This window comes from Lutibaculum baratangense AMV1 (assembly GCF_000496075.1).
GTDB classification, from domain to species: domain Bacteria; phylum Pseudomonadota; class Alphaproteobacteria; order Rhizobiales; family Tepidamorphaceae; genus Lutibaculum; species Lutibaculum baratangense.
This window is the reverse complement of sequence record NZ_AWXZ01000007.1, coordinates 193687-216914: the sequence shown is the minus strand read 5'-3', so window position 1 is coordinate 216914 and position 23228 is coordinate 193687. Positions and strand designations below refer to the sequence as shown.

Sequence of the window (23228 nt, the reverse complement as noted above, 5' to 3'; positions counted from 1 at the left end):
CCGGGACGCTTCATCCAAGCCTCAAGAACAAACCCCAAAAGGGATTGTGACCAGTGAATATTCCGCTCTCAGACGTCGACGCCGAGATCCGCAAGCTCGCCCGGGAGCGCATCCTCGTTCTCGACGGTGCCATGGGCACCATGATCCAGGAGCTCAAGCTCACCGAGGAGGACTATCGGGGGGATCGCTTCAAGGACTGGCCCTGCGACGTGAAGGGCAACAACGACCTCCTGACCCTCACGAAGCCGGACGCGATCAAGGAGATCCACAAGGCCTTCCTGAAGGCCGGCGCGGACATCGTCGAGACGAACACCTTCTCGTCGACCTGGATCGCCCAGGCCGACTACCAGATGGAGGAGATCGTCCACGATCTGAACGTCGAGGGCGCACGAATTGCGCGCGAGGCCGCCGACGAGGTCGGCCGCGAGGAGGGCCGGCGCTGCTTCGTCGCCGGCGCGATCGGCCCGACGAACCGGACGGCCTCGATCTCGCCCGACGTGACGGATCCGGGCTATCGCGCCATCACATTCGACCAGCTCGCCGACGCCTATGGCGCGGCCGCACGGGGGCTGATCGAGGGCGGCGCCGACCTCCTGCTGATCGAGACGATCTTCGACACGCTGAACGCGAAGGCAGCGATCTACGCGATCGAGGGCCTGTTCGAGGAGATCGGACGCCGCGTGCCGGTCATGATCTCCGGCACGATCACCGACCGCTCCGGCCGCACCCTGTCCGGCCAGACCCCGACGGCGTTCTGGAACTCCATCCGGCACGCCAGGCCGATCTCGATCGGCCTGAACTGCGCCCTGGGCGCCAGCGAGATGCGGCCGCACCTGGCCGAGATCGCGAAGATCGCCGACACGCTCGTCTGCGCCTATCCGAACGCGGGCCTGCCGAACCATTTCGGCGAGTATGACGAGAGCCCGGAGGAGACCTCCGCCCAGATCCGCGAGTTCGCCGACAGCAATCTCGTCAACATCGTCGGCGGCTGCTGCGGCACGACGCCTGCCCATATCGCGCGCCTCCGCGAGGCCGTGGAGGGGCTGAAGCCGCGGGAGATCCCGACCCCGCCGCAGTATATGCGCCTGTCGGGCCTCGAGCCCTTCGTGCTGACGCCGGAAACGAACTTCGTGAATATCGGCGAGCGCACGAACGTCACGGGCTCCGCGCGCTTTCGCAAGCTCATCAAGGAGGGCGACTACACCACCGCCCTCGACGTCGCGCGCGATCAGGTCGAGAACGGCGGCCAGATCATCGATGTGAACATGGACGAGGGCATGCTCGAATCCGAGCAGGCCATGAAGACCTTCCTGAACCTCGTCGCCGCGGAGCCCGACATCGCGCGCGTGCCGGTCATGATCGATTCCTCGAAGTGGACGGTGATCGAGGAAGGGCTGAAGTGCGTCCAGGGCAAGCCGATCGTGAACTCGATCTCGCTCAAGGAGGGCGAGGAACAGTTCCTGGCGCAGGCCGAGAAGCTGCGCCGCTATGGCGCGGCGGTGGTCGTCATGGCCTTCGACGAGACGGGCCAGGCGGACACGTTCGAGCGCAAGACCGAGATCGCCAAGCGCTCCTACGACCTGCTGGTCGAGAAGGCGGGGATCCCGCCCGAGGACATCGTCATCGATCCCAACATCTTCGCCGTCGCGACGGGGATGGAGGAGCACAACAACTACGGCGTCGACTTCATCAACGCCACGAAGTGGATCCGCGAGAACCTGCCCCACGCCCACGTCTCTGGCGGCCTGTCGAACCTCTCGTTCTCGTTCCGCGGCAACGAGCCGGTGCGCGAGGCGATCCACTCGGTCTTCCTCTACCACGCGATCCATGTCGGCCTCGACATGTCGATCGTCAATCCGGGTCAGCTCGGCGTCTATGACGAGATCGACCCGGAGCTCCGCGAGCTCTGCGAGGACGTCGTCCTGAACCGCCGGCCGGATGCGACGGAGCGTCTCGTGGAGGCGGCCGACCGCTTCAAGGGCGACGGCTCCAAGAAGGAGGAGAAGACCCTCGAGTGGCGCTCGCTGCCGGTCGAGAAGCGCATCGAGCACGCGCTCATCAAGGGGATCGACGAGTTCATCGAGGAGGACACGGAGGAGGCGCGCCAGAACGTGGAGCGGCCGCTCCACGTCATCGAAGGCCCGCTGATGTCCGGCATGAACGTCGTCGGCGACCTCTTCGGCGACGGCAAGATGTTCCTGCCGCAGGTCGTGAAGTCCGCGCGCGTCATGAAGAAGGCCGTCGCCTATCTCGAGCCCTTCATGGAGCAGGAGAAGATCGACATGGGCATCGTCGACAAGCCCGCAAAGGGCAAGGTCGTGATGGCCACCGTGAAGGGCGACGTTCACGACATCGGCAAGAACATCGTCGGCGTCGTGCTCCAGTGCAACAACTACGAGGTCATCGACCTCGGCGTGATGGTGCCGGCGGAGAAGATCCTGCAGACGGCGAAGGACGAGAAGGCCGACATCATCGGCCTGTCGGGCCTCATCACGCCGTCGCTCGACGAGATGGTGGGCGTGGCGACCGAGATGGAGAGGCAGGGGATGGACCTGCCGCTGCTGATCGGCGGCGCCACGACGTCGAAGATCCACACCGCCGTCAAGATCGCGCCGGCCTACAGGAAGGCGCAGGCGATCCACGTCACCGACGCGAGCCGCGCGGTGGGCGTCGTCTCGAACCTCCTGTCGGAGACCGAGCGCCCGAAGCTCTACGAGAAGGTGCGCGAGGAGTACGCGAAGCTCGCCGCCGGCCATTCGCGCAAGCAGGACAACAAGTCCCGCCTGCCGATCAAGGCGGCGCGCGAGAACAGGCTGAACGTCGGCTTCCGCGACTACGAGCCGACGCGGCCGGAGTTCATCGGAACGAAGACCTTCGAGGACTACGACCTCGCCACCCTCGCGAAGTACATAGACTGGGGGCCGTTCTTCCAGACCTGGGAGCTCGGCGGCCGCTTCCCGGCGATCCTCGACGACCCCGAACGCGGCGAGGCCGCGCGCGCGCTCTACGAGGATGCCCAGAAGCTCCTGGCCGAGATCATCGACCAGAAGCTCCTGACCCCGAAGGCCGTGATCGGCTTCTGGCCGGCGGAGACCCACGGCGACGACATCCGTGTCTTCGCTCACGAGGACCGGCACGAGGAGCTCGCGACGCTCTTCACGCTGCGCCAGCAGATGGCCCGCGGCGACAGCGAGCGCTCGAACCTCGCGCTCGCCGATTTCGTCGCGCCGCATGCAACGGGCGTGCGCGACTATGTCGGCGGCTTCGTGGTGACGGCGGGGCACAACGAGGACAAGGTGCTCGACCGCTTCGTTCGCGCGAACGACGACTACGGCAAGATCCTCTTCCAGGCCTTGGGCGACAGGCTCGCGGAGGCCTTCGCCGAGCACATGCACGAGCGGGTGCGCCGCGAGTTCTGGGGCTATGCCCGCGACGAGAACCTGTCGAACGAGGAGCTGATCGCGGAGGCCTATCGCGGCATCCGGCCGGCGCCGGGCTATCCCTGCCAGCCGGACCACACCGAGAAGGAGACGCTGTTCCGCATCCTCGACGCGGAGGCGCAGGCCGGCGTGAGGCTGACCGAGAGCTTCGCCATGTGGCCCGGCTCCTCCGTCTCGGGCCTCTACTTCTCGCATCCCGAGAGCCGCTATTTCGGCGTCGGCAAGATCGACCGCGACCAGGTCGAGGACTATGCGCGCCGGAAGGGCTGGTCGATGGACTATGCGGAGCGCTGGCTTGCCCCGTCGCTCGCCTATAGCCCCGGCGAGATCGCCGACAAGGCGGCCTGAGCGAGGGTCTTCGCGGGCGCCGGCGAGACCGCTGCCACGCTCCGCCTGAAACAGGTCCGGGAGGGCCGCGCTTTGCGGTCCTCCCGGCGTCCGTGGATCCCGTGTGGTGTGGTGGTGCGAACTCGCGGCGCTTGACTTAGAGGGCGCCGATCACGATCGCAGCGATGAACACGAACGCCGCACCCGCTGCGAGGAGGTTGTACCGCTGGACGTAGTTCATGGCGGTGCGTCCTTCTCTTGGCCTCTTGGCATGAGTCCCTCGGAGGGGCCCATGTCGCAAAACGGTAACCTTGATTAACGACTTGACAAAGCGCTTTCGTCGCTGCGGTGCGAAAATGGCTTTCGGGGCATTGGAAGCTACTGGGAAACCTGCGCTTTCTCGGCTTCGGGGTTGCGGGCATAGCCCGGGCCCACGGTGAGAGGTGCGCCGGGCAGCGCCTCCTGCCCGACATTCGAGCGGAAGCTGCGCTCGTGGCGCTCGATCACCGCGCCGTCGTTCAGGATCTCGAGGACCGCGAGGTAGGGGCGATCCTTCTCGACGCCGGTCACGCGCGGCGTGTCGAACACGAACTTCCGCAGGCCGGCGGCCGGCCGCTCGATCAGGAAGGGATCGCCCCCCGAAGGGTTCTCGAAGGTCGCGCGAACGCGGCTGCCAGCCGGCAGCTCGCGCACCGCCTCGGCGACGAGGCCGTAATGGGCTTCCGCGATGCGGTAGTTGAAGACGAAGCCGCCACCATCGATCTCGAGGTACTGGCCTTCCGGCTCGTCGCAGCCGCCGAGCACGGCGAGCAGGACGAGGAGCGGGATCAGGCTCATGTTCCGCCAGGCGATCTTCCCGTTCATGTGCGCGTTCCGTCGGGGCAGCCTCGCGCTATGATAGCGCATGTCGCAGGCCGCGTATCTCGCCCAGCAGGCGCTCAACACGTGCCAGATCGCGCTGCTCTATGCGCTGATCGCGCTCGCCTACGTTCTCTTTCACGGGGTCACGAACCGCTTCAACCTCGCCTTCGGCGCGCTCGTCACGTGGGGCAGCTACCTCGCCCTCGCCGCCTTCTCGGGCGGCCTTTCGCGGCGGGGCGTTCCTGATATCGCTCTGGCCGCGCTCGCGATCGCTATCGCCGTCGCCGGCGCGGCCGCCCTCGGCCACGGCGTCGGCCGGACGCTGCGGCCACTCCTCGTGGCGCCGCCGCTCGCCATCCTCGTCGCGACGCTCGGATGGGGGATCGCGCTCGAGGAGGCGGCCCGCATCAGCGCCGGCAGTCGGGAACTCTGGCTGCGTCCGTTGCTGGGCGGGCCCGCCGTGTCCTTCGCCGTCGGTGCCGCGCCGATGCGGATCACCCTGATGCAGGGGCTCGTGTGGGCGGCTGCGGCGCTCGCCATCGCGGCGACGCTCGTCTCCATGCGCCTGAGTGCCTTCGGCCGCGCCTGGCGGGCGGTCTCGCAGGATGCGCGCATGGCCGCTCTGGTGGGCGTCGACATCGGGCGCGTCTATGCCGTGACGGTGCTTTTCGCCTCGGCCCTGGCTGGCACGGCCGGCGCGCTGGCCGGCCTCGCTTACGGCAATGCGAGCTTTCACGGCGCGCTGATCGTGGCCACGAAGGCCCTGTTCGTCGCGATCCTCGGCGGTCTTCATTCACCTGCCGGGGCGATCCTCGGCGCCCTGCTGCTGGCCGCCATGGAGTCCCTCTGGTCGGCCTATCTGCCGGGCGACTGGCGCGACGTGGCGGTCTTCGTGGTGCTCGCCGCGCTCGTCGTGCACCGGCCCCGCCGAAGCTCGGCAGACCGCGTTTAAGGTTGCGCTAACCCTTTCGCTTAACAGAGCATTTTCTTAAGCTTGCGCATATCGGCCACATGAATGCGCATCATGTCCTCGCGGGCCTCGTGGGCCTCGCCGTCCTCGTCACCGGGTGCAGCACGTCGAAGATCGGCAGTCGCGACGACGCGTGGCGCCGCGAGGCGGAGGCGATCTGCGTCGCGAAGGATTCCATCGCCGACTCCCGCTACGTCCAGCGCATCAAGCGGCTGGACGGCGAGGGCACCTGCGGCATCCACTACCCCCTGAAGGCCTATGCCGCGACCGACGGACATGTCGGCTTCAACGCGCCGATCACGGCGAACTGCAACGTGCTGTCGGCCTTCGACGGCTGGATCAACCATGTGGTGCAGCCGGCGGCGGGGCAGCTCTACGGCACGCGCGTGACGGAGGTGAAGCTCATGGGCTCCTATTCCTGCCGCAACCGCAACAATAGCCGCAAGGGCAAGATCTCGGAGCACGCCTTCGGCAACGCGATCGACGTCGCCGGCTTCCAGCTCGCCGACGGCCGCTTCATCTCGGTGAAGAACGACTGGCGCAGCGACCCCTGGGCCCAGGCATTCCTGCGGATCACCCACCAGGGCGCCTGCGAGATCTTCACGACCGTCATCGGCCCCGACGGCGATCGCTATCACCAGGATCACCTGCACCTCGACCTCGCCCGCCACGGCACGAAGGGCTACCGATACTGCAAGTAGGAGTTGTGCGCGCCGGACTGCTCCCGGCGGTGCCGAGGCAGGCGACGAGGTGCGCCGCATTTCCAAGCCATCTATGGATCTGATGTCGCCACTGGAGCGCAACCAGGAGTTGTGGTAGCTATCAAGCCGTTGATGCGCGCGTCTCCTCACCGGAGGCAGTCGTCCCAGTGAGCCGCGCAAGGCTGCAGAGGGCAACGGCATGTCGATCTCGGAGAACGGGCTTTGTCTCATCAAACATTTCGAGGGTCTTCGTCTCGACGCCTATATCGATCCCGTGGGTGTGTGGACCATCGGCTATGGTCACACCGGCGAGGCGGCGAGGCCCGGCAACAGGATCACGGAAAGCGAGGCTGAGCAGCTTCTGCAACGGGACCTGGAGAAACACGAGCGGACGGTTCAGGATCTCGTTCAGGTGCAGATCACCGAAGGCGAGTATTCAGCTCTCGTGTCCTTCGCCTTCAATGTCGGCGATGGCGCCCTCAGAGGCTCCACGCTGCTGAGGAAGCTCAACGGCGGTGACTCATCGGGTGCTGCGGCTGAGTTCGAGCGCTGGGTGTATGGCACAATCGACGGCAAGAAGGTGGTGCTTCCCGGCCTGGTCCGGCGGCGGAAGTCGGAGCGCCACCTGTTCGAGACCGGCCGGTTCGACAGCTTCCAGCGACGGCTCATCACGACGGCAGAAGACGGGGGGCGTGATGCCTCGACGGCATCGGCGAGAGGCGACCTAGCGGCCGAGTTCGCGACCCACTTCAATGGTTGGAGCATCAGGAACTTCAAGCCTTACGAGCTCCTCGTCATGGGTGGCGCCCATCTCAATCCCCAGAGCCGCGGCTATGGTCTGAACGGCCTTCCGCCCCGGCAAAGCTGGAACAACATCAGGCGGACGATCGAAGTTCTTGATGCGCTGCGCGACCAATTGGCGGCGCCGGTGCGGACGCTCAGCGTCTACCGTACGCCCGCCTACAACGAGGCGATCGGCGGAGCGAAAAAGAGCCAGCACGTCGAGTTCAACGCGATCGACTTCTACGTCCAGTCGAACAGCGGGGCTGCCGACTGGGCCGCAAGCCTGCGGGCGATGCGCCATCGAGGAGAGTTCAGCGGCGGTATCGGCGTCTACAGCACGTTCGTCCATCTGGACACGCGGGGCGCCGACGCCGACTGGCAGGGCTGAAGAGTCGGTCGACACCTCGCGAAGCTAGCCCCGCCCGTATCCTCCCCCCGAGGGTGTCTTGATGACGATCGCGTCGCCCGGCTCGCAGACGGTCTGATCGCACCCTTCGAGCCGCTCGACCGTGCCGTCCTTCCGCCGCACGGCGTTCTCGCCGCATTCGCCGGGCTCGCCGCCGTCGAGGCCGAATGGGGGCACGCGGCGGTGGCCGGTCAGCAGCGACACGTCCATCCGCTCGAGGAAGCGGATCGTCCGCAGCGTCCCGTCGCCGCCGGTCCACTTGCCGCGCCCGCCCGAGCCGCGGCGCACCTTGAAGCTCTCGAGGATCACGGGATAGCGGAACTCGAGCACCTCGGGGTCGGTCAGGCGCGTGTTCGTCATGTGGGTGTGGACGGCGGAGGTGCCGTTCCAGCCGGGCCCCGCACCGGAGCCGCCGCAGATCGTCTCGTAATACTGGTAGGTGTCGTTGCCGAAGTTGAAGTTGTTCATCGTGCCCTGCGCCGCCGCCATGGCGCCGAGCGCCCCGAACAGCGTGTCGGTGACGGCCTGGCTCACCTCCACGTTCCCGGCCACGACGGCGGCCGGGTATTTCGGCGCGAGCATGCAGTCGTCCGGCACGACGATGTCGATCGGCTTCAGGCAGCCGGCGTTCATCGGGATCTCGTCGTCGACCATGCAGCGGAAGACGTAGAGCACCGCCGCGCGGGTCACGGGGCGGGGCGCGTTGAAGTTCGAGTTCTGCTGCGGGCTCGTGCCGGTGAAGTCGACGGTGGCCTGTCGTCTCTCGCGGTCGACGGTGATCTTCACCTTGATGACCGATCCCTGATCCATCTCGTAGGCGAACTCGCAGTCGTGCAGCGCGTCGATGAAGCGCCGCACGCTCTCCTCCGCGTTGTCCTGCACGTGGCCCATATAGGCCTGCACGATCTCGAGACCGAAATGGCCGATCATCTTCCTGAGCTCGGCGACGCCCTTCTCGTTCGCCGCGATCTGGGCGCGGAGGTCGGCGATGTTCTGCGCGGGGTTCCGGCAGGGCCAGGGGCCGGAGCCGAGAAGCTCGCGCAGCTCCGCCTCGCGGAAGCGGCCCTGGTCGACGAGCTGGAAGTTGTCGATGAGGACGCCTTCCTCCTCGATCGTCGTCGCCCGCGGCGTCATCGATCCCGGCGCCTTTCCGCCGACATCGGCATGGTGCCCGCGGCTCGCGACCCAGAAGAGGATCCTCGTGTCGTCCTCCTCGTCGAAGACGGGCGTGACGACGGTGATGTCCGGCAGGTGCGTGCCGCCGTTATAGGGGGCGTTGAGGACGAAGACGTCGCCCGGCCTGATCGAGGGGTTCTGCTCGATCACCGCCATGACGCTGCGGTCCATCGAGCCGAGATGCACCGGCATGTGCGGGGCGTTCGCGATCAGCGCCCCGTCGGCCGCGAAGACCGCGCAGGAGAAGTCGAGCCGCTCCTTGATGTTGACGGAATAGGCGGTCTTCTCGAGCGTCACGCCCATCTGCTCGGCGATCGACATGAAGAGGTTGTTGAAGACCTCGAGCATCACCGGATCGGCCTCCGTGCCGATCGCGTGGCGGCGCTGAAGCGCCTTCACCCGCCGCAACACGAGGTGCAGCTTCGGCGTCATCTCCGCCTGCCAGCCCTCCTCGACGACGACCGTGTTGTGCCTCTCCACGATCAGCGCCGGGCCAGAGACCGTCTGTCCGGGCTTCAGCCTCTCGCGCTCGAAGACCTTCGCCTCGCGCCACTCGCCGCCAGCGAAGACGCGCGTCTCGGCCATGGGAGAGGGATCTCCCGACACCGTCTCGTGGTCCGGCTCCTCGCGACGTGCCGATCCCCCGAGGCTCTCGACCTCGATCGCCTCGACGACGATGGCCTTGTCGGGCGTGGTGAAGCCGAACTGCACCTTGTGCTCGCGCTCGAAGGTCGCGCGCATCTCCTCGGGGGAGGCGAGGGGGACGACGATCGGCGTGTCGGTGCCGGCGTAGCGCAGATGCGCCTTGCGGACGACCTCGACGTCGCGCTCCGGCACGCCCTGCGCGACGAGCTCGGCCGCGTTCTCCGTCGCCAGGCGATCGGCGGTGGCTGAGACCGTCTTCATCACGTCGTCGGCAAGCCGGGCCTCGATCGCCTGCTGGCGGTTCGCGCGGATGTCGGCGAGGCCCATGCCGTAGGCCGAGAGGATGCCGGCGAGCGGGTGGATCAGCACCGTCTTCATGCCGAGCGTGTCGGCGATCAGGCAGGCGTGCTGGGCGCCGGCGCCGCCGAAGGTCGTCAGCACGTAGTCGGCGACGTCGTAGCCGCGCTCGACGGAGATCTTCTTGATGGCGTTCGCCATGTTCTCGACCGCGATGCGCAGGAAGCCTTCGGCCACGTCCTCGGGCGAGCGGCCGTCGCCGATCTGCGCGCTGAGCTCCGCGAAGGCCTGGCGCACGCCGTCGACGTCGAGCCGCTCGTCGCGATCCGGGCCGAAGATCGCAGGGAAGAACTCCGCGGAGATCTTTCCGAGCATCACGTTCGCGTCGGTGACCGCGAGTGGCCCGCCGCGGCGGTAGCAGCGGGGGCCGGGGTTGGCGCCGGCCGAATCGGGCCCTACGCGGAAGCGCGAGCCGTCATAGTGGAGGATCGAACCGCCGCCGGCCGCGACGGTGTGGATGCGCATCATCGGCGCGCGCATCCTCACGCCCGCGACCTCGGTCTCGAAGGTCCGCTCGAACTCGCCGTCATAGTGCGAGACGTCGGTCGAGGTGCCGCCCATGTCGAAGCCGATCATGCGCTCGAAGCCCGCCATCCGGCTCGTCTCGACCGCGCCGACCACGCCGCCGGCGGGGCCGGAGAGGATCGCGTCCTTGCCCTGGAAGAGATCGGCCGCGGTGAGCCCGCCGTGGCTCTGCATGAACATGAGGCGAGGGCCTTCGCTCGCGCCCTGCTCCCCGATATCGGCAGCGTCCGCGAGATCCGACGGCTTCGCGTCGAGCTCGCCCGCGACCTGCTCCACGTAGCGGCGCAGGATCGGCGAGAGGTAGGCGTCGACGACGGTCGTGTCGCCGCGGCCGACGAACTTCATGAGCGGCGACACCTCGTGGCTCACGGAGACCTGGGTGAAGCCGATCTCGCGGGCGAGGGAGGCGACCGCCTTCTCGTGGTCGGCGAAGCGATAGCCGTGCATGAAGACGATGGCGCAGGCGCGGATGCCGTCGTCGTAAGCCTGCTGCAGACCGGCACGGGCGCTCTCGATGTCGAGCGGCACGAGGACCTCGCCGGCCGCGTTCGCCCGCTCCTTCACCTCGATCACCCGCTCGTAGAGGAGCTCGGGCTTCACGATGTGGCGGGCAAAGAGCTTCGGACGGGCCTGGTAGCCGATCTCGAGCCCGTCCGCGAAGCCTTCGGTGACGACCAGCAGCGTCCGGTCGCCCTTGCGCTCGAGCAGGGCGTTCGTCGCCACGGTCGTGCCCATCTTCACGGCGGCGATGAGGTCCGACGGGATCGGATCCCCGCTGCCGATCCCGAGGAGGTCGCGGATGCCCTGGATCGCGGCGTCGCGATAGGCTTCCGGGTTCTCCGACAGGAGCTTGTGGGCGACGATGTCGCCGTCCGGCCGCCGGGCGACGATGTCGGTGAACGTGCCGCCACGGTCGATCCAGAAGTCCCACTTGCCGCTCATGTCCGCTCACCTTCGCGTCTGCAATCGGATGCTCCACATAGCTTGCGGGCCCGCCCGTGGTCGAGGGGCATGGCTCGAGCATGCGTCTTCGGCATGGCTTCCCCGCGAGACGATGCGGCCTCTGCGCCTGTCCCCCGATGGTAGCCTGCCCTATAAGACGGACCCATGAGTCTCTGGGGAAAGTTAGGCGGCGCGGCCGCCGGAATGGCGGTCGGTGGTCCTATCGGGGCGCTCCTGGGCGCGGTGGCCGGCCACTATGCCTTCGACCGTCAGGAATCGCCGGAAGCCGCCGAGGCGAGGCGCCAGATCGTCTTCACGATGGGCGTCATCGCGCTTTCGGCGAAGATGGCGAGGGCGGACGGCATCGTGACCGCTGACGAGGTCCAGGCCTTCGGTCGTGTCGTCGAGGTTTCGGAGTCGGAGCGGAGGAACGTCGAGCGGCTTTTCCATCTCGCCCAGCAGACGGTCGACGGCTACCAGGCCTACGCCAAGCAGATCGCAGACCAGTTCGGTGAGGACCGGGCGCTCCTGGAAGACGTTCTCGACGCGCTGTTCGAGATCGCGAAGGCCGACGGCGCGGTTCACGAGCGCGAGCTCGCCTACCTCTCCGATGTCGCCTCGATCTTCGGCTTCGGCGAGGCCGACTTCCGCCGCATCGCGGCGCGTCACGTCGCGGCCGGAAGCGATCCCTACACCGTGCTCGGCCTGTCTCCGGACGCCGACGCCGAGACGATCCGCAAGCGCTACCGCGCCCTCGTCGTCGAGAACCACCCCGACCGGGCGATCGCTCGAGGCCTGCCAGAGGAATTCGTGAGGGTCGCCACGGAACGGCTCGCCGCCATCAACGCAGCCTATGACCGCATCGCGCAGGAGCGCGGCCTTTGACGCCGGCGCAGCCGGTGCAGCATGGCTTCTTCCCGCCTTCGCACCTCGGCCTTCTCCTTCTGGTCCAGCTCATCTGGGGCGCGAACTTCGTCGTCTCGAAGCTCGCCGTCACCGACCTGCCGCCGCTCATGTTCATCGCGACGCGGTTCTTCGTCGTGTGGCTGCTCATGCTGCCTTTCATGCGGTGGCATCCGGGCCAGATGGGCAACGTGCTCGCCATCGCCTTCCTCGCCGGTGCCGGCCATTTCGCCGCGATGATCCTGTCGCTCGCCTGGGCCGACGACATCGGGCCGATCGCGATCGGTCTCCAGCTCGGGCCGCCGATCTCGACGGTGCTCTCCGTCGTCTTCCTCGGCGAGCGGCTGGGGCCGTGGCGGCTCGCCGCGATCGTCATCGCGTTCGGGGGCGTCGCCCTCATGGGGTTCGACCCGACGGTGCTCGAGTACTGGCCGGCGCTCCTGATGGTCATTGTCGCGGCGCTTTCGATGGCGGTGGCGCAGATCTTCATGCGAATGGTTCGCGGCGTCTCGGTCTACGACATGCAGGCCTGGGTGGGGTTCGGCACCTGGCCCCCGATTTTCGCCCTGTCGCTCCTCATGGAGGATCAGCCCGTCGCGCGGCTCCTCGACGCGAGCCTCTATGGCTGGGCGGCCGTGGCCTTCACGGCCGTCGGCGTCAGCCTCGTCGGCCATGGCGGCTTCTACTGGATCCTGCAGCGCCACGAGATCACGCGCGTCGCGCCCTTCGCGCTCCTGGCGCCGGTGTTCGGCGCGGTGCTCGGGATCGTCCTCCTCGGCGACGTCGTCACCTGGCGCATCGTCGTCGGCGGGCTCCTGACGCTCTCGGGCGTGTTCATCATCACCGTGCGGGAGGGCAGGCGACGGCAGGCCCCGCCACCGGTCACCAGCCGCACGTGAGCCTCCCGGCATCGGGCGGGCTCTGATAGGTTCGCCGCGGTAGGAGGGTCACCATGAGCGCCCAGTCCGAGAGCGTCCGGTCGATATCCACCCGCTGCTGCATCGTCGGCGGCGGGCCGGCGGGGATGATGGCCGGCTTTCTGCTGGCCCGCGGCGGCGTGCCGGTGGTCGTGCTCGAGAAGCACGGCGACTTCCTCCGCGACTTCCGGGGCGACACGATCCACCCCTCCACCATGCAGGTGATGCACGAGCTCGGGCTGCTCGAGAGGTTCCTGAAGCTGCCGCACCAGAAGGCGCCCGTCCTGATGGGGCAGGTCGGCGACGAAACGATCACGGTGGCCGACTTCTCGCACCTTCCGACCGTCGCCAAGTACATAGCCTTCATGCCGCAGTGGGACTTCCTGAACTTCCTGGCGGAGGAGGGGAGGCGCCATGCCGCCTTCGATCTGCGCATGGGCACGAAGGGGCTCGGCGTGCTGGAAGAGGGCGGCCGCGTCGTCGGGGTGAGGGCGCGCGACGAGGAGGGGCCGATCGAGATCCGCGCCGAGCTCGTCGTGGCGGCCGACGGGCGGCATTCCGAGCTGCGCTCGGCGGTCGGGTCCCGGGTCCTCGATCTCGGGGCGCCGATGGACGTCCTGTGGATGCGCGTCCCGCGTCGCGGTGACGATCCCGAGAGCTCGCTCGGCCGCTTCGATGCCGGCCGCGTTCTCGTGCTGATCGACCGCGGCGACTACTGGCAGGTCGCCTTCGTCATCCCGAAGGGCTCGGCCGACGAGTATCGGCGTCGCGGGGTCGGCGCCATTCGCGACGAGATCGCCAGTCTCGCGCCGTTTCTCGCCGACAGCGTCGACGCGCTCTCCTCCTGGGACGATCTGAGCCTGCTCACGGTGACGGTCGACCGTCTGGAGCGCTGGCACCGGGAGGGGCTCATCTGCATCGGGGACGCCGCCCACGCCATGTCGCCGATCGGCGGCGTCGGCGTGAACCTCGCCGTGCAGGACGCGGTGGCGACCGCGAACATCCTCGGGCCGCGATTGAGGGACGGGCGGGCGGGCGACGAGGATCTCGCCGCCGTGCAGGCGCGCCGCGAGCCCCCGACGAAGGGCACGCAACGCATGCAGGTCTTCCTGCAAAACAGGATTGTCTCGAACGTGCTCGCGAGCCGGTCGCGGCCGGCGCCGCCATGGCCGCTGCGGCTCCTTCGGGCGTTTCCGCCGGCGCGGCGGATCCCGGCGCGGCTGATCGGCATGGGGCTGAGGCCCGAGCACGTCCAGTTTCCCGCCTGACCGGATGAGCATGACCTTCACAGACGCACCGTCACCCAACCACGACGAGCGCGGCGGCTGCCCCGTCGACATCCTGCTCCTCCACTACACCGGCATGCCGGATGCGGAGGATGCGGTGGCGCGGCTGCGCGATCCGGTCGCGAAGGTCAGCTCGCACTGGTTCGTCCACGAGGACGGTCGCGTCCTGCGCCTCGTGCCGGAGGAGAGGCGGGCCTGGCACGCCGGCGTCGCGTTCTGGGCGGGAGCGCGGGACATCAACGCGCGCTCCGTCGGCATCGAGATCCAGAACCCCGGCCACGAGTGGGGTTATCGGTCCTTTCCGGACGTCCAGATCGCGGCCGTGATCGACCTCTGCCGCGAGATCCTCGAACGGCACCCGATCCCGCCGGAGCGCGTGCTCGCCCATTCCGACGTGGCGCCGGCCCGAAAAGAGGATCCGGGCGAGCTCTTTCCGTGGCGCCTCATGGGCGAGGCTGGCGTGGGATTGTGGTGCGAGCCCTGTCCCGCGGAAGGCGAGGGGCGGCGGCCACTGGCATCGGGCGAGGCGGAGGCGCTGCGTGCTGGCCTCGTCCGTCTCGGATACGAGCCCAAGCGTGCGGCGGAGGCGCCGGTAATTTCCGCCTTCCAGCGCCACTGGCGCCCGGAGCGCTGCGACGGGATCGCCGACCTGTCGACGCTTCTGACCCTCGAGCGGCTCCTGCAGCACCTCCGTTAACCCCGTGCAACAACACCGCGAAAAGTTCCGAGGTCAAGGAATCATCACCTCCTCGCCCGATTCGCTGCCGGTTCTCGTCACACTCCGCCGGTAGGTCGCCGCCTCGCCTGCGGAGGCTTTGTCCTCCGCGACGAACATGGAGAGGTGAGAGTTATATGAAGCGCTACGCGCGTGCAGCCGTCGCAGCCCTGGTCGCCGGATCGACCCTGGCCCCGGTCCACTCGATGGCGAAGGTGCAGGACGATCCCGCCGCCCCCCTCGTCCCCCAGAGCCAGGCCGAGCCTGCGGCCGAGGCCGCAACTTCGCCCGGCCCGGCTCCGGATGCCGTTCCCGCCGCAGCCGAGGCCGCACCGGAGGAAGAAGCCGCCACGACGCCCGACGCCGACATGGCCGCGCCCGTCCAGGCCGCGACGTCCGCCGACCCCGCGGCGCTCGTGATCCCTGCGCCGGCGGAGAACGCGCAGGGCGCGGACGCCACGCAGCAGGCAGCCGAGCCCGAGGTCGCGGAGCCCGCTCCGGCTTCCGCCGCCACGGCGGCTGCCGCGGCGCCGGCCGCCGGAGGCCTCGAGGCCCTCATCGCGGCACATGCGCAGCGCAGCGGCATCCCCGTCGCCCTGGCGCGCGCCGTCGTGCGCGTCGAATCGAACTTCAATCCCGGCGTCACAGGCGCCGCGGGAGAGGTTGGCCTCATGCAGATCAAGCCGGCCACGGCGCGCGGCATCGGCTATGGCGGCAGCGTCAAGGCGCTCTACGACCCCGACACGAACCTCCGCTGGGGTATGAAGTACCTCGCCGCGGCCTACCAGCTCGCCGGCGGCGACATCTGCGGCACGATCATGCGCTATCAGGGCGGGCATTACGCGACGGCGATGAACCCGATCAGCACGCGCTACTGCGCCCGGGTGAAGCAGATGATGGGCAGCGCCTGATCGCGGTCCGTCGCAGCAGGTGTTCCTCGGGGGCTCGCGGCCAGGTCGCGGGCCCCTCTTCTTTTTGAGCGCCCGGGCCCGGCCTGCGCTTGACCGCTCCGCGCTCCGTCCATTTATAGAGCGTGCCAGTCGGCCGGGCGGCCGCTCCCCATCGGGGAGAGGAAAGTCCGGGCTCCACGGGAACACGGTGCCGGGTAACGCCCGGCGGGGGCGACCCCAGGGAAAGTGCCACAGAAAGCAGACCGCCCGGCTCTTCTGCCGGGTAAGGGTGAAAGGGTGCGGTAAGAGCGCACCGCGTCGCCGGCAACGGGGACGGCACGGTAAACCCCACCGGGAGCAAGACCGAATAGGGGTGGCAGGAGGCCTCCGCGGCCTCGCGCGCGTTCCTGCGCCGCCGCCCGGGTTGGTTGCTTGAGGCGTCCGGCGACGGGCGTCCCAGATGAATGGTCGCCGCGGGCCCTCCGGGGGCCGCACAGAACCCGGCTTACAGGCCGACTGGCACCCACTCCGTCTCGAGGTCGAGCATTGCCGGCGCCTGCTCCCCCGCAGGCCGCCAGATGGCGGATTCCGCCCCGGTTTTCATCAACTTAGCCTTAAGTGTTGGGCGGTTAATCTGGCGTCAAGGTTACCCGGCCTTTCATGCTCGACCGACTCCGTTCCATTGACGCCCATAGATGCCCATGCTATCCCAAATCATCCCATCTGCGCTGCAGGTGGACCACGATCCGACAGGCCGAAATGCGGGCGTGATGGGGCTGCCGTTCCTTGGAGCGGGCGGGTTCATGGCGGCGCCCCGGGCGGGGCTGGACGATCTTCGGCAGACTGGCCATGACGATTCGGGCACCCGGTCGGGCCCCCAGTGCGAGGCGCGTGATGGACCGGTTCGTGTCCACCTTCACGAACAGGATCGACGCCAAGGGGCGCGTGTCGGTTCCCGCCACGTTCCGGACACTGCTCGCGCGGGACGGATTCGAGGGGGTCTATGTGTATCCGGCACTCGACATGGAAGCGCTGGACGCGGGCGGCAGTCGCCTCGTCGCGGAGATCAATGCGCTTCTCGACCGGTTGCCGCCTTACTCGGAGGAGCGCGACTACCTCTCGGCGGCCCTCTACGGGGACAGCGAGATTCTGAAGCTCGATGCGGAGGGGCGGATCGTCCTGTCCGATCGGCTTCGCGAGCACGCGGTCATCTCGGATCGCGTCACATTCGTCGGTCTGGGGCACAAGTTCCAGATCTGGGAGCCGGATCGCTTCGTCGCGCATCAGAAAGAGGCCAGAAATCGGGTGCGCGATCTGAAGCAGATGCTCGGGGCAGTTCCCCGCGAGGGGGCTGCGCCGTCAGGCGGAGAACGGGGATGATGGCGAGCCGCGACACTTCCACCGGGGGTGTCGCTGGCGGACTGGCTCGTCACATTCCCGTCCTCGCCCGAGAGGTTCTCGAATGGCTCGAGCCGGCCGCCGGCGGCGTCTACGTCGATGGCACCTTCGGGGCGGGCGGATACGCGCGCCTCGTGCTGGAGGCGGCGGATTGCCGTGTGGTCGGCATCGACCGCGATCCCGGCGCCATCGCCGGGGCTGCTTCCCTCGCGAGCGAGTTCCGGGGGCGGCTCGACATCTGCGAAGGCAGGTTCTCCCAGATGGCGGAGATCGTCGCGGGGCTCGGGCTCCCCGGCGTCCGGGGCGTGATGCTGGATCTCGGCGTCTCCTCCATGCAGCTCGACGAGGCCGAGCGGGGCTTCTCCTTCATGCGGGACGGGCCGCTCGACATGCGCATGTCGCAGTCCGGGCCGACCGCCGCCGACGTCGTGAACACCGCCGAAGAGGACGATCTGGCGAGGATCGTCAAGGTTCTGGGCGAAGAGAAGAAGTCGCGCCGCGTCGCTCAGGCGATCGTGAGGCGGAGGGGCGAGCGGCCCTTCACGCGAACGGGCGATCTGGCCGAGGTTGTCGCGGCCGCCGTCGGTCCGAGCCGCGAGAAGATCAATCCTGCCACGCGCACGTTCCAGGCGCTGCGCCTGCACGTGAACCAGGAGCTCCAGGAAGTGGCCGAAGGCCTCCTGGTCGCCGAGCGCATTCTTGAGCCGGGCGGCCGGATCGTCGTCGTGTCGTTCCACTCGCTCGAGGACCGCATCGTGAAGCGCTTCCTCGCCTCGCGCAGCGGCAAGGTCGGTGGCTCCCGTCACCTGCCCGCCGCCGTCGGGCCGGCGCCGACCTTCGAGCTCCTCACCCGGCAGGCCGTGATGCCGGGCGAGGGGGAGATCGAAGCGAACCCCCGCGCCCGCTCGGCGCGCCTTCGGGCCGCTCGCCGCACAGAGGCGCCCGCGATTGACGGCCTGCCCGACGACATCTCCCTGCCGCGTCTTCCAGAAGTTCCTGCGTATCGGAGTGGCCGCGAATGATCCGTCTCCTCGCACTCGTCACCGTCGGCCTCGTGCTCGGCTCCGCGATCATGCTCTACCGCTTCAAGGAAGAGGCGGCCGGCATCAGCGCGCAGATCGACACCCTGCGCACCCAGATCGCGCGGGAGCATGAGACCATCAACGTGCTCCGGGCGGAATGGAACTACTTGAACCAGCCGAGCCGCGTGCAGAGCCTCGCGCAACGATACCTCGAGATGGAGCAGCTCGCGGTCGAGCAGGTCGGGCACGTGTCCGAGCTTCCGATGCGCCCGCTCGACATCGATCCTTACGAAGGCGGAAGGCTCGGCGGTTTCGCGGGCGGCAGCGAGAGGGTGATCCAGTGAGTGTGCGTGAGGATCTCGAAGCCGGGCAGCGGCAGTCGCGCCGCCATGATCGGGCAGCCAAGGTCGAGAAGCGGATGCGGGGGCGCCTCCTTCTCGCGAAGATCGCCTTCGTCTGCCTCTATGGCGTCATCATTGTGCGTCTGGCCATGCTGGCGGAGATGCAGACCGGGCCTCTGGCGCGTCATCTCGATCCGGGCGAGGCGGTCAGTCACGCCCGCCCGGAGATTCTCGATCGCAACGGCGTCGTCCTCGCCTCGGACATCATGGTGCCCTCGGCCTATGCCGATCCCAAGCGCATCATCGACGTCGACGAGGCGGTCGAGAAGATCACGGCGGTTCTTCCGGGGCTCGATGGCCGGGCGCTTCGCACGAGCCTTTCCCAGAAGGACAAGCGCTTCGTCTGGGTGAAGCGCGAGATCACGCCGCGCCAGCGCGCCGCGCTTCATCGTGCGGGCATACCGGGCTTGGGTTTCGTGCAGGAGAACCAGCGCGTCTACCCGGCGGGCAGGACCGCGGCTCACATCGTCGGCTTCGTGAACATCGACAATCTCGGCATCGCGGGGATCGAGAAGCATCTCGACGACACCTGGCTCGGCGCGCTCCACGCGGCCGGGCTGGCACGCACGCAGAAGCTCGAGCCCGTCCGTCTCTCGCTCGACCTGCGCGTCCAGCACGCGATGCGCGACGAGATCCAGGCCTCGATCGAGGAGTTCGAGGCCGTGGCCGGTGCGGGCACGGTGATCGACGTGCGCACGGGCGAAGTGGTAGCGATGGTCTCGCTTCCGGACTTCGATCCGAACGTGCCGGCGGAGGCATTGGAGCCCGATCGCATCAACCGCCTGACGACCGGCGTCTACGAGCTCGGGTCCGCCTTCAAGGCCTTCACCACGGCCATGGCGCTCGATTCGGGAAAGGTCACGCTCCAGTCGTCCTTTGACGCGCGCAATCCGATCCGGGTGGGTCGCTTCACGATCGGAGACTATCACGGCGAGCATCGCTGGCTGACCGTGCCGGAGGTCTTCATCCACTCCTCCAACATCGGCACCGCCTACATGGCACGGGCGGTCGGCATCGAATCGCACCAGCAGTTCCTCCGGAAGCTCGGCTTCTATGACCGCATCGTCACCGAACTGCCGGAATCCGGTGCACCATCGATCCCCAGAAAGTGGGCCGAGGTCACCCAGATGACGATCTCCTTCGGCCACGGCCTCTCGGTCCCGCCGATGCAGGCGGCGGTCGCGGGGGCAGCGCTCGTGAATGGTGGGCGGCTCATTCCCCCGACCTTCCTGCCGCGCAGCCGAGAGCAGGTGGAGCAGCTCGCCAGGCAGGTGATCAGTGAGAAGACCAGCGCCGAGATGCGGTATCTGATGCGCCTGAACGTCGTGAAGGGCAGCGGAAAGAAGGCCGACGTGCCCGGCTACAGCGTCGGGGGCAAGACCGGCACCGCCGAGAAGGTCGTGGACGGCCGTTATTCCGGTAACAAGGTGCTCAACACCTTCCTCTCGACCTTCCCCACCACCGACCCGCGCTATCTCGTGATGGTCATGCTGGACGAGCCGAAGGGCAACAAGGAGACTTACGGCTACCGGACCGCGGGCTGGAACACCGCGCCGACGACCGGCAGGATCGTCCGCCGCATTGCCCCCCTTCTTGGCGTGCCGCCCCAGATCGCGCCGGCCGACGGCGAGGCCGCGGTCAGCGTCTCCTATTGAGCAAGGTGTTCGACGTGATCCGACTTGCCGACCTCGTGGACGTCCCCGACGAGCTCGATCCCGCGCAGAGAGACATCGAGATCGTCGGCGTGACTGCGGACTCGCGCGAGGTTCGCCCGGGCTATCTCTTCGCCGCCCTCCCGGGCACCCGGGTCGATGGCGCGCAGTTCCTGCACGGTGCGCTGGAGGCCGGTGCAGCAGCGGCCATCGCCGCGCGCTCCGCCGCCGTGCATGTCGAGGATGCACGCCACGCACCGGTCGTGCGGGTGGACGAGCCGCGTGGCGCCTTCGCCCGCGCCGTCGCGCGCTTCTATCACAGCCAGCCCGAGACGATCGTGGCCGTGACCGGGACGAGCGGGAAGACGTCCGTGGCGTCGTTCGTGCGGCAGATGTTCGAAGCTTCGGGCTTCATGGCGGCGAGCCTCGGAACGCTCGGCGTCGTCGCGCCCGGCAAGGCGGCATACGGCTCGCTCACCACGCCCGACACCGTGCGCCTCCACCAGGTTCTCGCGGAACTCGCCGGTGCGGGCGTGACTCATCTCGCCATGGAAGCCTCGAGCCACGGGCTCGACCAGCACCGGCTCGATGGCGTGCGCATACAGGCCGCGGGCTTCACCAATCTCGGCCGCGACCATCTCGACTACCATCCGACCGTCGAGGCCTATCTCGAGGCGAAGCTCAGGCTCTTTCGATCGCTGCTGCCGGACGACGGCACGGCCGTCGTCGATGTCGACAGCGCCGAGGGGCGCGCCGTCGCCGAGGTGTGCGAGGGGCGGGGCGTGGAGCTCTTGCGGGTCGGCCGCGAGGGCAAGGAGATCAGGCTGCTCGGGCTGCGGCCCGACGGCTTCCAGCAGCATCTCGAGCTCGAGGTGCTCGGCGCGCGCGTCGACCTCTCTCTGCCGCTGGCCGGCGAGTTCCAGGCGGCGAACGCCCTCGTGGCCGCGGGCCTCGCCCTGGCCGGGGGCGCCGCGCTGCCGGACGTGCTGCAGGCGATGACGCGGCTCGAAGGCGCGAAGGGCCGCCTCGAGCTCGTCGGCAGCCGCGGGAACGGCGCGCTGGTCTTCGTGGACTACGCCCACAAGCCCGACGCGCTCGACAACGTGCTGCGCGCGCTGCGGCCCTTCGCGAAGGGCCGGCTCGCGGTCGTCTTCGGCTGCGGCGGCGATCGCGACCCCGGGAAGCGCCCGATCATGGGAGAGGTCGCGACGCGGCTCGCGGACCGGGTCTACGTCACCGACGACAACCCGCGCTCCGAGGAGCCGGCAGCGATTCGTGCGGCCATCATGGAGACCGCTCCCGGCGCGACGGAGATCGGCGACCGCCGGACCGCCATCGCGCAGGCGATCGCCGACCTCGATGCGGGCGACATCCTCGTCGTGGCGGGGAAGGGACACGAGACTGGCCAGATCGTCGGCAGCAGGACGCTGCCGTTCTCCGACCACGAGGTCGTGGCAGAGGTGCTGGCCGAGGAAAAGGCAGAATGAACGCGCTCTGGACCGGCAGGTCCCTTCTCGAGGCCGTCAATGGCCGCTCCGTCGGCGGCGAGGTCGGCGACATCAACGGCGTGTCGATCGACAGCCGGACGATCGGCGACGGCGACGTGTTCTTCGCCATTCGCGGCGACCGCTTCGACGGCCACGACTTCGTCGCCCAGTGCTTCGAGCGCGGCGCCGCGGTCGCGGTCGTCGCCGAGCGGGAGATGCACCGCTTCGACCCGCCGCCGGGGCCGCTGGTCGTGGTGGCGGACGTGCTCGCCGCGCTGACCGCTCTCGGGGCCGCCTCGCGTGACCGGACGGCCGCGCGCATCGTCGGCGTGACCGGCAGCGTCGGCAAGACCTCCACGAAGGAGGCGCTGCGCCTCGCGCTCGGCAAGGCGGGCCGGACGCACGCCTCGGTCGCCTCCTTCAACAACCACTGGGGCGTGCCGCTGTCGCTCGCCCGGATGCCGCAGGACACCGAGTACGGCGTCTTCGAGATGGGGATGAACGCGGCCGGCGAGATCGCGGCGCTGACGCTGCTCGTCCGGCCCCAGGTCGCGATCATCACCACGGTCGCCCCCGTGCATCTGGCCTTCTTCAACTCGGTCGAAGAGATCGCCGACGCCAAGGCCGAGATCTTCGAGAGCATGGAGCCGGGCGGCACCGCGATCCTGAACCTCGACAACGAGCATTTCGACAGGCTCGCGGCGAAGGCTCAGGCGCGCGGTCTCAACGTCGTGTCCTTCGGAGAGCGGGAGGGCGCGGCCGCGCGCGTCCGCCGTTACAAGCTTCACGCCGACTGCTCCTGCGTCGTCGCCGACATCCTCGGCACAGAGGTCACTTACAAGCTCGGCGTCCCCGGGCGCCATCTCATCCTCAACAGCCTCGCGGTCCTCGCCGCCGTGAAGATCGCCGGCGCGGATCTGGCGCTCGCGGCCCTCGCCCTCGGCGAGCTCGCGCCGCCGGCCGGGCGCGGCGCGCGCTTCCAGCTGAAGCTGCCGCGGGGCAGTGCGACGCTGATCGACGAGAGCTACAACGCCAATCCCGTCTCGATGCGCGCCGCGATCGAGATGCTCGGCCAGGCCGACACCGGCTTCCGCGGGCGCAGGATCGCGGTCCTCGGCGACATGCTCGAGCTCGGCGAGGAGGGGCCGGGCATGCACCGCGAGCTCGCCAACGATCTTCGGCGGTGCGAGATCGATCTCGTCTACGCCTCGGGGCCGCTGATGAACGAGCTCTGGCAGGCCGTCCCGCACGCCAGGCGCGGACGCTACGCCGCCGGCTCCGATGCTCTGCTGCCACACCTCGTGGCGGAGTTGCGGGACGGCGACGTCGTCATGGTAAAGGGGTCCCTCGGCAGCCGCATGGGGCCGATCGTCAAGGAGCTGCGACAGCGCTTTCCCGACGATGCGGCCGGAGCGGCGTAGAAC

The 23228-nt window shown here is 68.5% G+C and carries 17 protein-coding genes and 1 other RNA gene; 16 read left to right on the top strand and 2 right to left on the bottom strand.

Annotated elements, in window-relative coordinates:
• Nucleotides 1-59: 59 nt before the first annotated feature.
• The gene (gene metH / locus N177_RS01680) at nt 60-3788 is read left to right on the top strand and encodes a methionine synthase (protein ID WP_152527808.1); all 3729 of its coding nucleotides are present in this window, start codon (nt 60-62) and stop codon (nt 3786-3788) included.
• Between the two features lie 357 nt (nt 3789-4145).
• On the opposite strand, the gene N177_RS01675 is transcribed toward metH, so the two are convergent.
• Nucleotides 4146-4631, bottom strand: coding sequence for a hypothetical protein (locus N177_RS01675; RefSeq protein ID WP_023430486.1), 486 nt, complete (start codon nt 4629-4631; stop codon nt 4146-4148).
• Between the two features lie 40 nt (nt 4632-4671).
• Between N177_RS01675 and N177_RS01670 the strand changes: the two genes are divergently transcribed.
• The 3 genes from N177_RS01670 to N177_RS20850 all read left to right on the top strand — a co-directional run bounded on the left by N177_RS01670 (nt 4672) and on the right by N177_RS20850 (nt 7470).
• The gene (locus N177_RS01670; protein WP_023430485.1) at nt 4672-5580 is read left to right on the top strand and encodes an ABC transporter permease subunit; all 909 of its coding nucleotides are present in this window, start codon (nt 4672-4674) and stop codon (nt 5578-5580) included.
• A gap of 59 nt (nt 5581-5639) precedes the next feature.
• Nucleotides 5640-6299, top strand: a complete 660-nt coding sequence (locus N177_RS01665; RefSeq protein ID WP_023430484.1) for an extensin-like domain-containing protein — start codon at nt 5640-5642, stop codon at nt 6297-6299.
• A 199-nt stretch (nt 6300-6498) separates the two neighbouring features.
• The gene (locus N177_RS20850; protein WP_023430483.1) at nt 6499-7470 is read left to right on the top strand and encodes a glycoside hydrolase family protein; all 972 of its coding nucleotides are present in this window, start codon (nt 6499-6501) and stop codon (nt 7468-7470) included.
• Nucleotides 7471-7494: 24 nt separating this feature from the next.
• On the opposite strand, the gene N177_RS01655 is transcribed toward N177_RS20850, so the two are convergent.
• The gene (locus N177_RS01655; protein WP_023430482.1) at nt 7495-11133 is read right to left on the bottom strand and encodes a hydantoinase B/oxoprolinase family protein; all 3639 of its coding nucleotides are present in this window, start codon (nt 11131-11133) and stop codon (nt 7495-7497) included.
• A gap of 165 nt (nt 11134-11298) precedes the next feature.
• On the opposite strand from N177_RS01655, the gene N177_RS01650 reads away from it, so the two are divergent.
• From N177_RS01650 to N177_RS01595, 12 genes are all read left to right on the top strand, one after another.
• Nucleotides 11299-12018: a TerB family tellurite resistance protein gene (locus N177_RS01650; RefSeq protein ID WP_040484931.1), complete on the top strand. Its 720-nt coding sequence runs from the start codon at nt 11299-11301 to the stop codon at nt 12016-12018.
• Nucleotides 12015-12935, top strand: a complete 921-nt coding sequence (locus tag N177_RS01645; RefSeq protein WP_023430480.1) for a DMT family transporter — start codon at nt 12015-12017, stop codon at nt 12933-12935. The genes N177_RS01650 and N177_RS01645 overlap by 4 nt, the downstream gene beginning before the upstream one ends.
• 53 nt (nt 12936-12988) lie before the next feature.
• Nucleotides 12989-14221 (top strand): FAD-dependent oxidoreductase, encoded by a 1233-nt coding sequence (locus N177_RS01640; protein ID WP_023430479.1) that lies wholly within the window; start codon nt 12989-12991, stop codon nt 14219-14221.
• Nucleotides 14222-14231: 10 nt separating this feature from the next.
• The gene (locus N177_RS01635) at nt 14232-14936 is read left to right on the top strand and encodes an N-acetylmuramoyl-L-alanine amidase (RefSeq protein WP_023430478.1); all 705 of its coding nucleotides are present in this window, start codon (nt 14232-14234) and stop codon (nt 14934-14936) included.
• 155 nt (nt 14937-15091) lie between these two features.
• Nucleotides 15092-15865 carry a lytic transglycosylase domain-containing protein gene (locus N177_RS20365; RefSeq protein WP_023430477.1) on the top strand — a complete coding sequence of 258 codons (774 nt, stop codon included), beginning with the start codon at nt 15092-15094 and terminating at the stop codon, nt 15863-15865.
• A gap of 125 nt (nt 15866-15990) precedes the next feature.
• Nucleotides 15991-16368: RNase P RNA component class A (rnpB, locus tag N177_RS20370), an RNA gene on the top strand.
• 370 nt (nt 16369-16738) lie between these two features.
• Nucleotides 16739-17224, top strand: a complete 486-nt coding sequence (gene mraZ, locus N177_RS21985; protein ID WP_023430476.1) for a division/cell wall cluster transcriptional repressor MraZ — start codon at nt 16739-16741, stop codon at nt 17222-17224.
• Nucleotides 17221-18264: a 16S rRNA (cytosine(1402)-N(4))-methyltransferase RsmH gene (rsmH, locus tag N177_RS21980; protein ID WP_023430475.1), complete on the top strand. Its 1044-nt coding sequence runs from the start codon at nt 17221-17223 to the stop codon at nt 18262-18264. Before mraZ ends, rsmH begins: the two co-directional genes overlap by 4 nt.
• Nucleotides 18261-18608, top strand: coding sequence for a cell division protein FtsL (ftsL, locus tag N177_RS01610; protein ID WP_023430474.1), 348 nt, complete (start codon nt 18261-18263; stop codon nt 18606-18608). The genes rsmH and ftsL overlap by 4 nt, the downstream gene beginning before the upstream one ends.
• Entirely contained in the window at nt 18605-20320 is a 1716-nt protein-coding gene (locus N177_RS01605; RefSeq protein WP_023430473.1) for a peptidoglycan D,D-transpeptidase FtsI family protein, read from the top strand. The genes ftsL and N177_RS01605 overlap by 4 nt, the downstream gene beginning before the upstream one ends.
• Nucleotides 20321-20337: 17 nt before the next feature.
• Nucleotides 20338-21804, top strand: coding sequence for a UDP-N-acetylmuramoyl-L-alanyl-D-glutamate--2,6-diaminopimelate ligase (locus tag N177_RS01600; RefSeq protein ID WP_051402208.1), 1467 nt, complete (start codon nt 20338-20340; stop codon nt 21802-21804).
• Nucleotides 21801-23225: a UDP-N-acetylmuramoylalanyl-D-glutamyl-2,6-diaminopimelate--D-alanyl-D-alanine ligase gene (locus N177_RS01595; protein ID WP_023430471.1), complete on the top strand. Its 1425-nt coding sequence runs from the start codon at nt 21801-21803 to the stop codon at nt 23223-23225. Before N177_RS01600 ends, N177_RS01595 begins: the two co-directional genes overlap by 4 nt.
• Nucleotides 23226-23228: the final 3 nt, after the last annotated feature.

What these genes read in the sequence shown, in the direction of transcription:
- N177_RS01675 (WP_023430486.1), bottom strand. Translation starts at nt 4,631, where the DNA reads ATGAACGGGAAGATCGCCTGGCGGAACATGAGCCTGATCCCGCTCCTC.
- N177_RS01670 (WP_023430485.1), top strand. Translation starts at nt 4,672, where the DNA reads ATGTCGCAGGCCGCGTATCTCGCCCAGCAGGCGCTCAACACGTGCCAG.
- N177_RS01665 (WP_023430484.1), top strand. Translation starts at nt 5,640, where the DNA reads ATGAATGCGCATCATGTCCTCGCGGGCCTCGTGGGCCTCGCCGTCCTC.
- N177_RS20850 (WP_023430483.1), top strand. Translation starts at nt 6,499, where the DNA reads ATGTCGATCTCGGAGAACGGGCTTTGTCTCATCAAACATTTCGAGGGT.
- N177_RS01655 (WP_023430482.1), bottom strand. Translation starts at nt 11,133, where the DNA reads ATGAGCGGCAAGTGGGACTTCTGGATCGACCGTGGCGGCACGTTCACC.
- N177_RS01650 (WP_040484931.1), top strand. Translation starts at nt 11,299, where the DNA reads ATGAGTCTCTGGGGAAAGTTAGGCGGCGCGGCCGCCGGAATGGCGGTC.
- N177_RS01640 (WP_023430479.1), top strand. Translation starts at nt 12,989, where the DNA reads ATGAGCGCCCAGTCCGAGAGCGTCCGGTCGATATCCACCCGCTGCTGC.
- N177_RS01635 (WP_023430478.1), top strand. Translation starts at nt 14,232, where the DNA reads ATGACCTTCACAGACGCACCGTCACCCAACCACGACGAGCGCGGCGGC.
- N177_RS20365 (WP_023430477.1), top strand. Translation starts at nt 15,092, where the DNA reads ATGAAGCGCTACGCGCGTGCAGCCGTCGCAGCCCTGGTCGCCGGATCG.
- mraZ (WP_023430476.1), top strand. Translation starts at nt 16,739, where the DNA reads ATGGACCGGTTCGTGTCCACCTTCACGAACAGGATCGACGCCAAGGGG.
- rsmH (WP_023430475.1), top strand. Translation starts at nt 17,221, where the DNA reads ATGATGGCGAGCCGCGACACTTCCACCGGGGGTGTCGCTGGCGGACTG.
- ftsL (WP_023430474.1), top strand. Translation starts at nt 18,261, where the DNA reads ATGATCCGTCTCCTCGCACTCGTCACCGTCGGCCTCGTGCTCGGCTCC.
- N177_RS01595 (WP_023430471.1), top strand. Translation starts at nt 21,801, where the DNA reads ATGAACGCGCTCTGGACCGGCAGGTCCCTTCTCGAGGCCGTCAATGGC.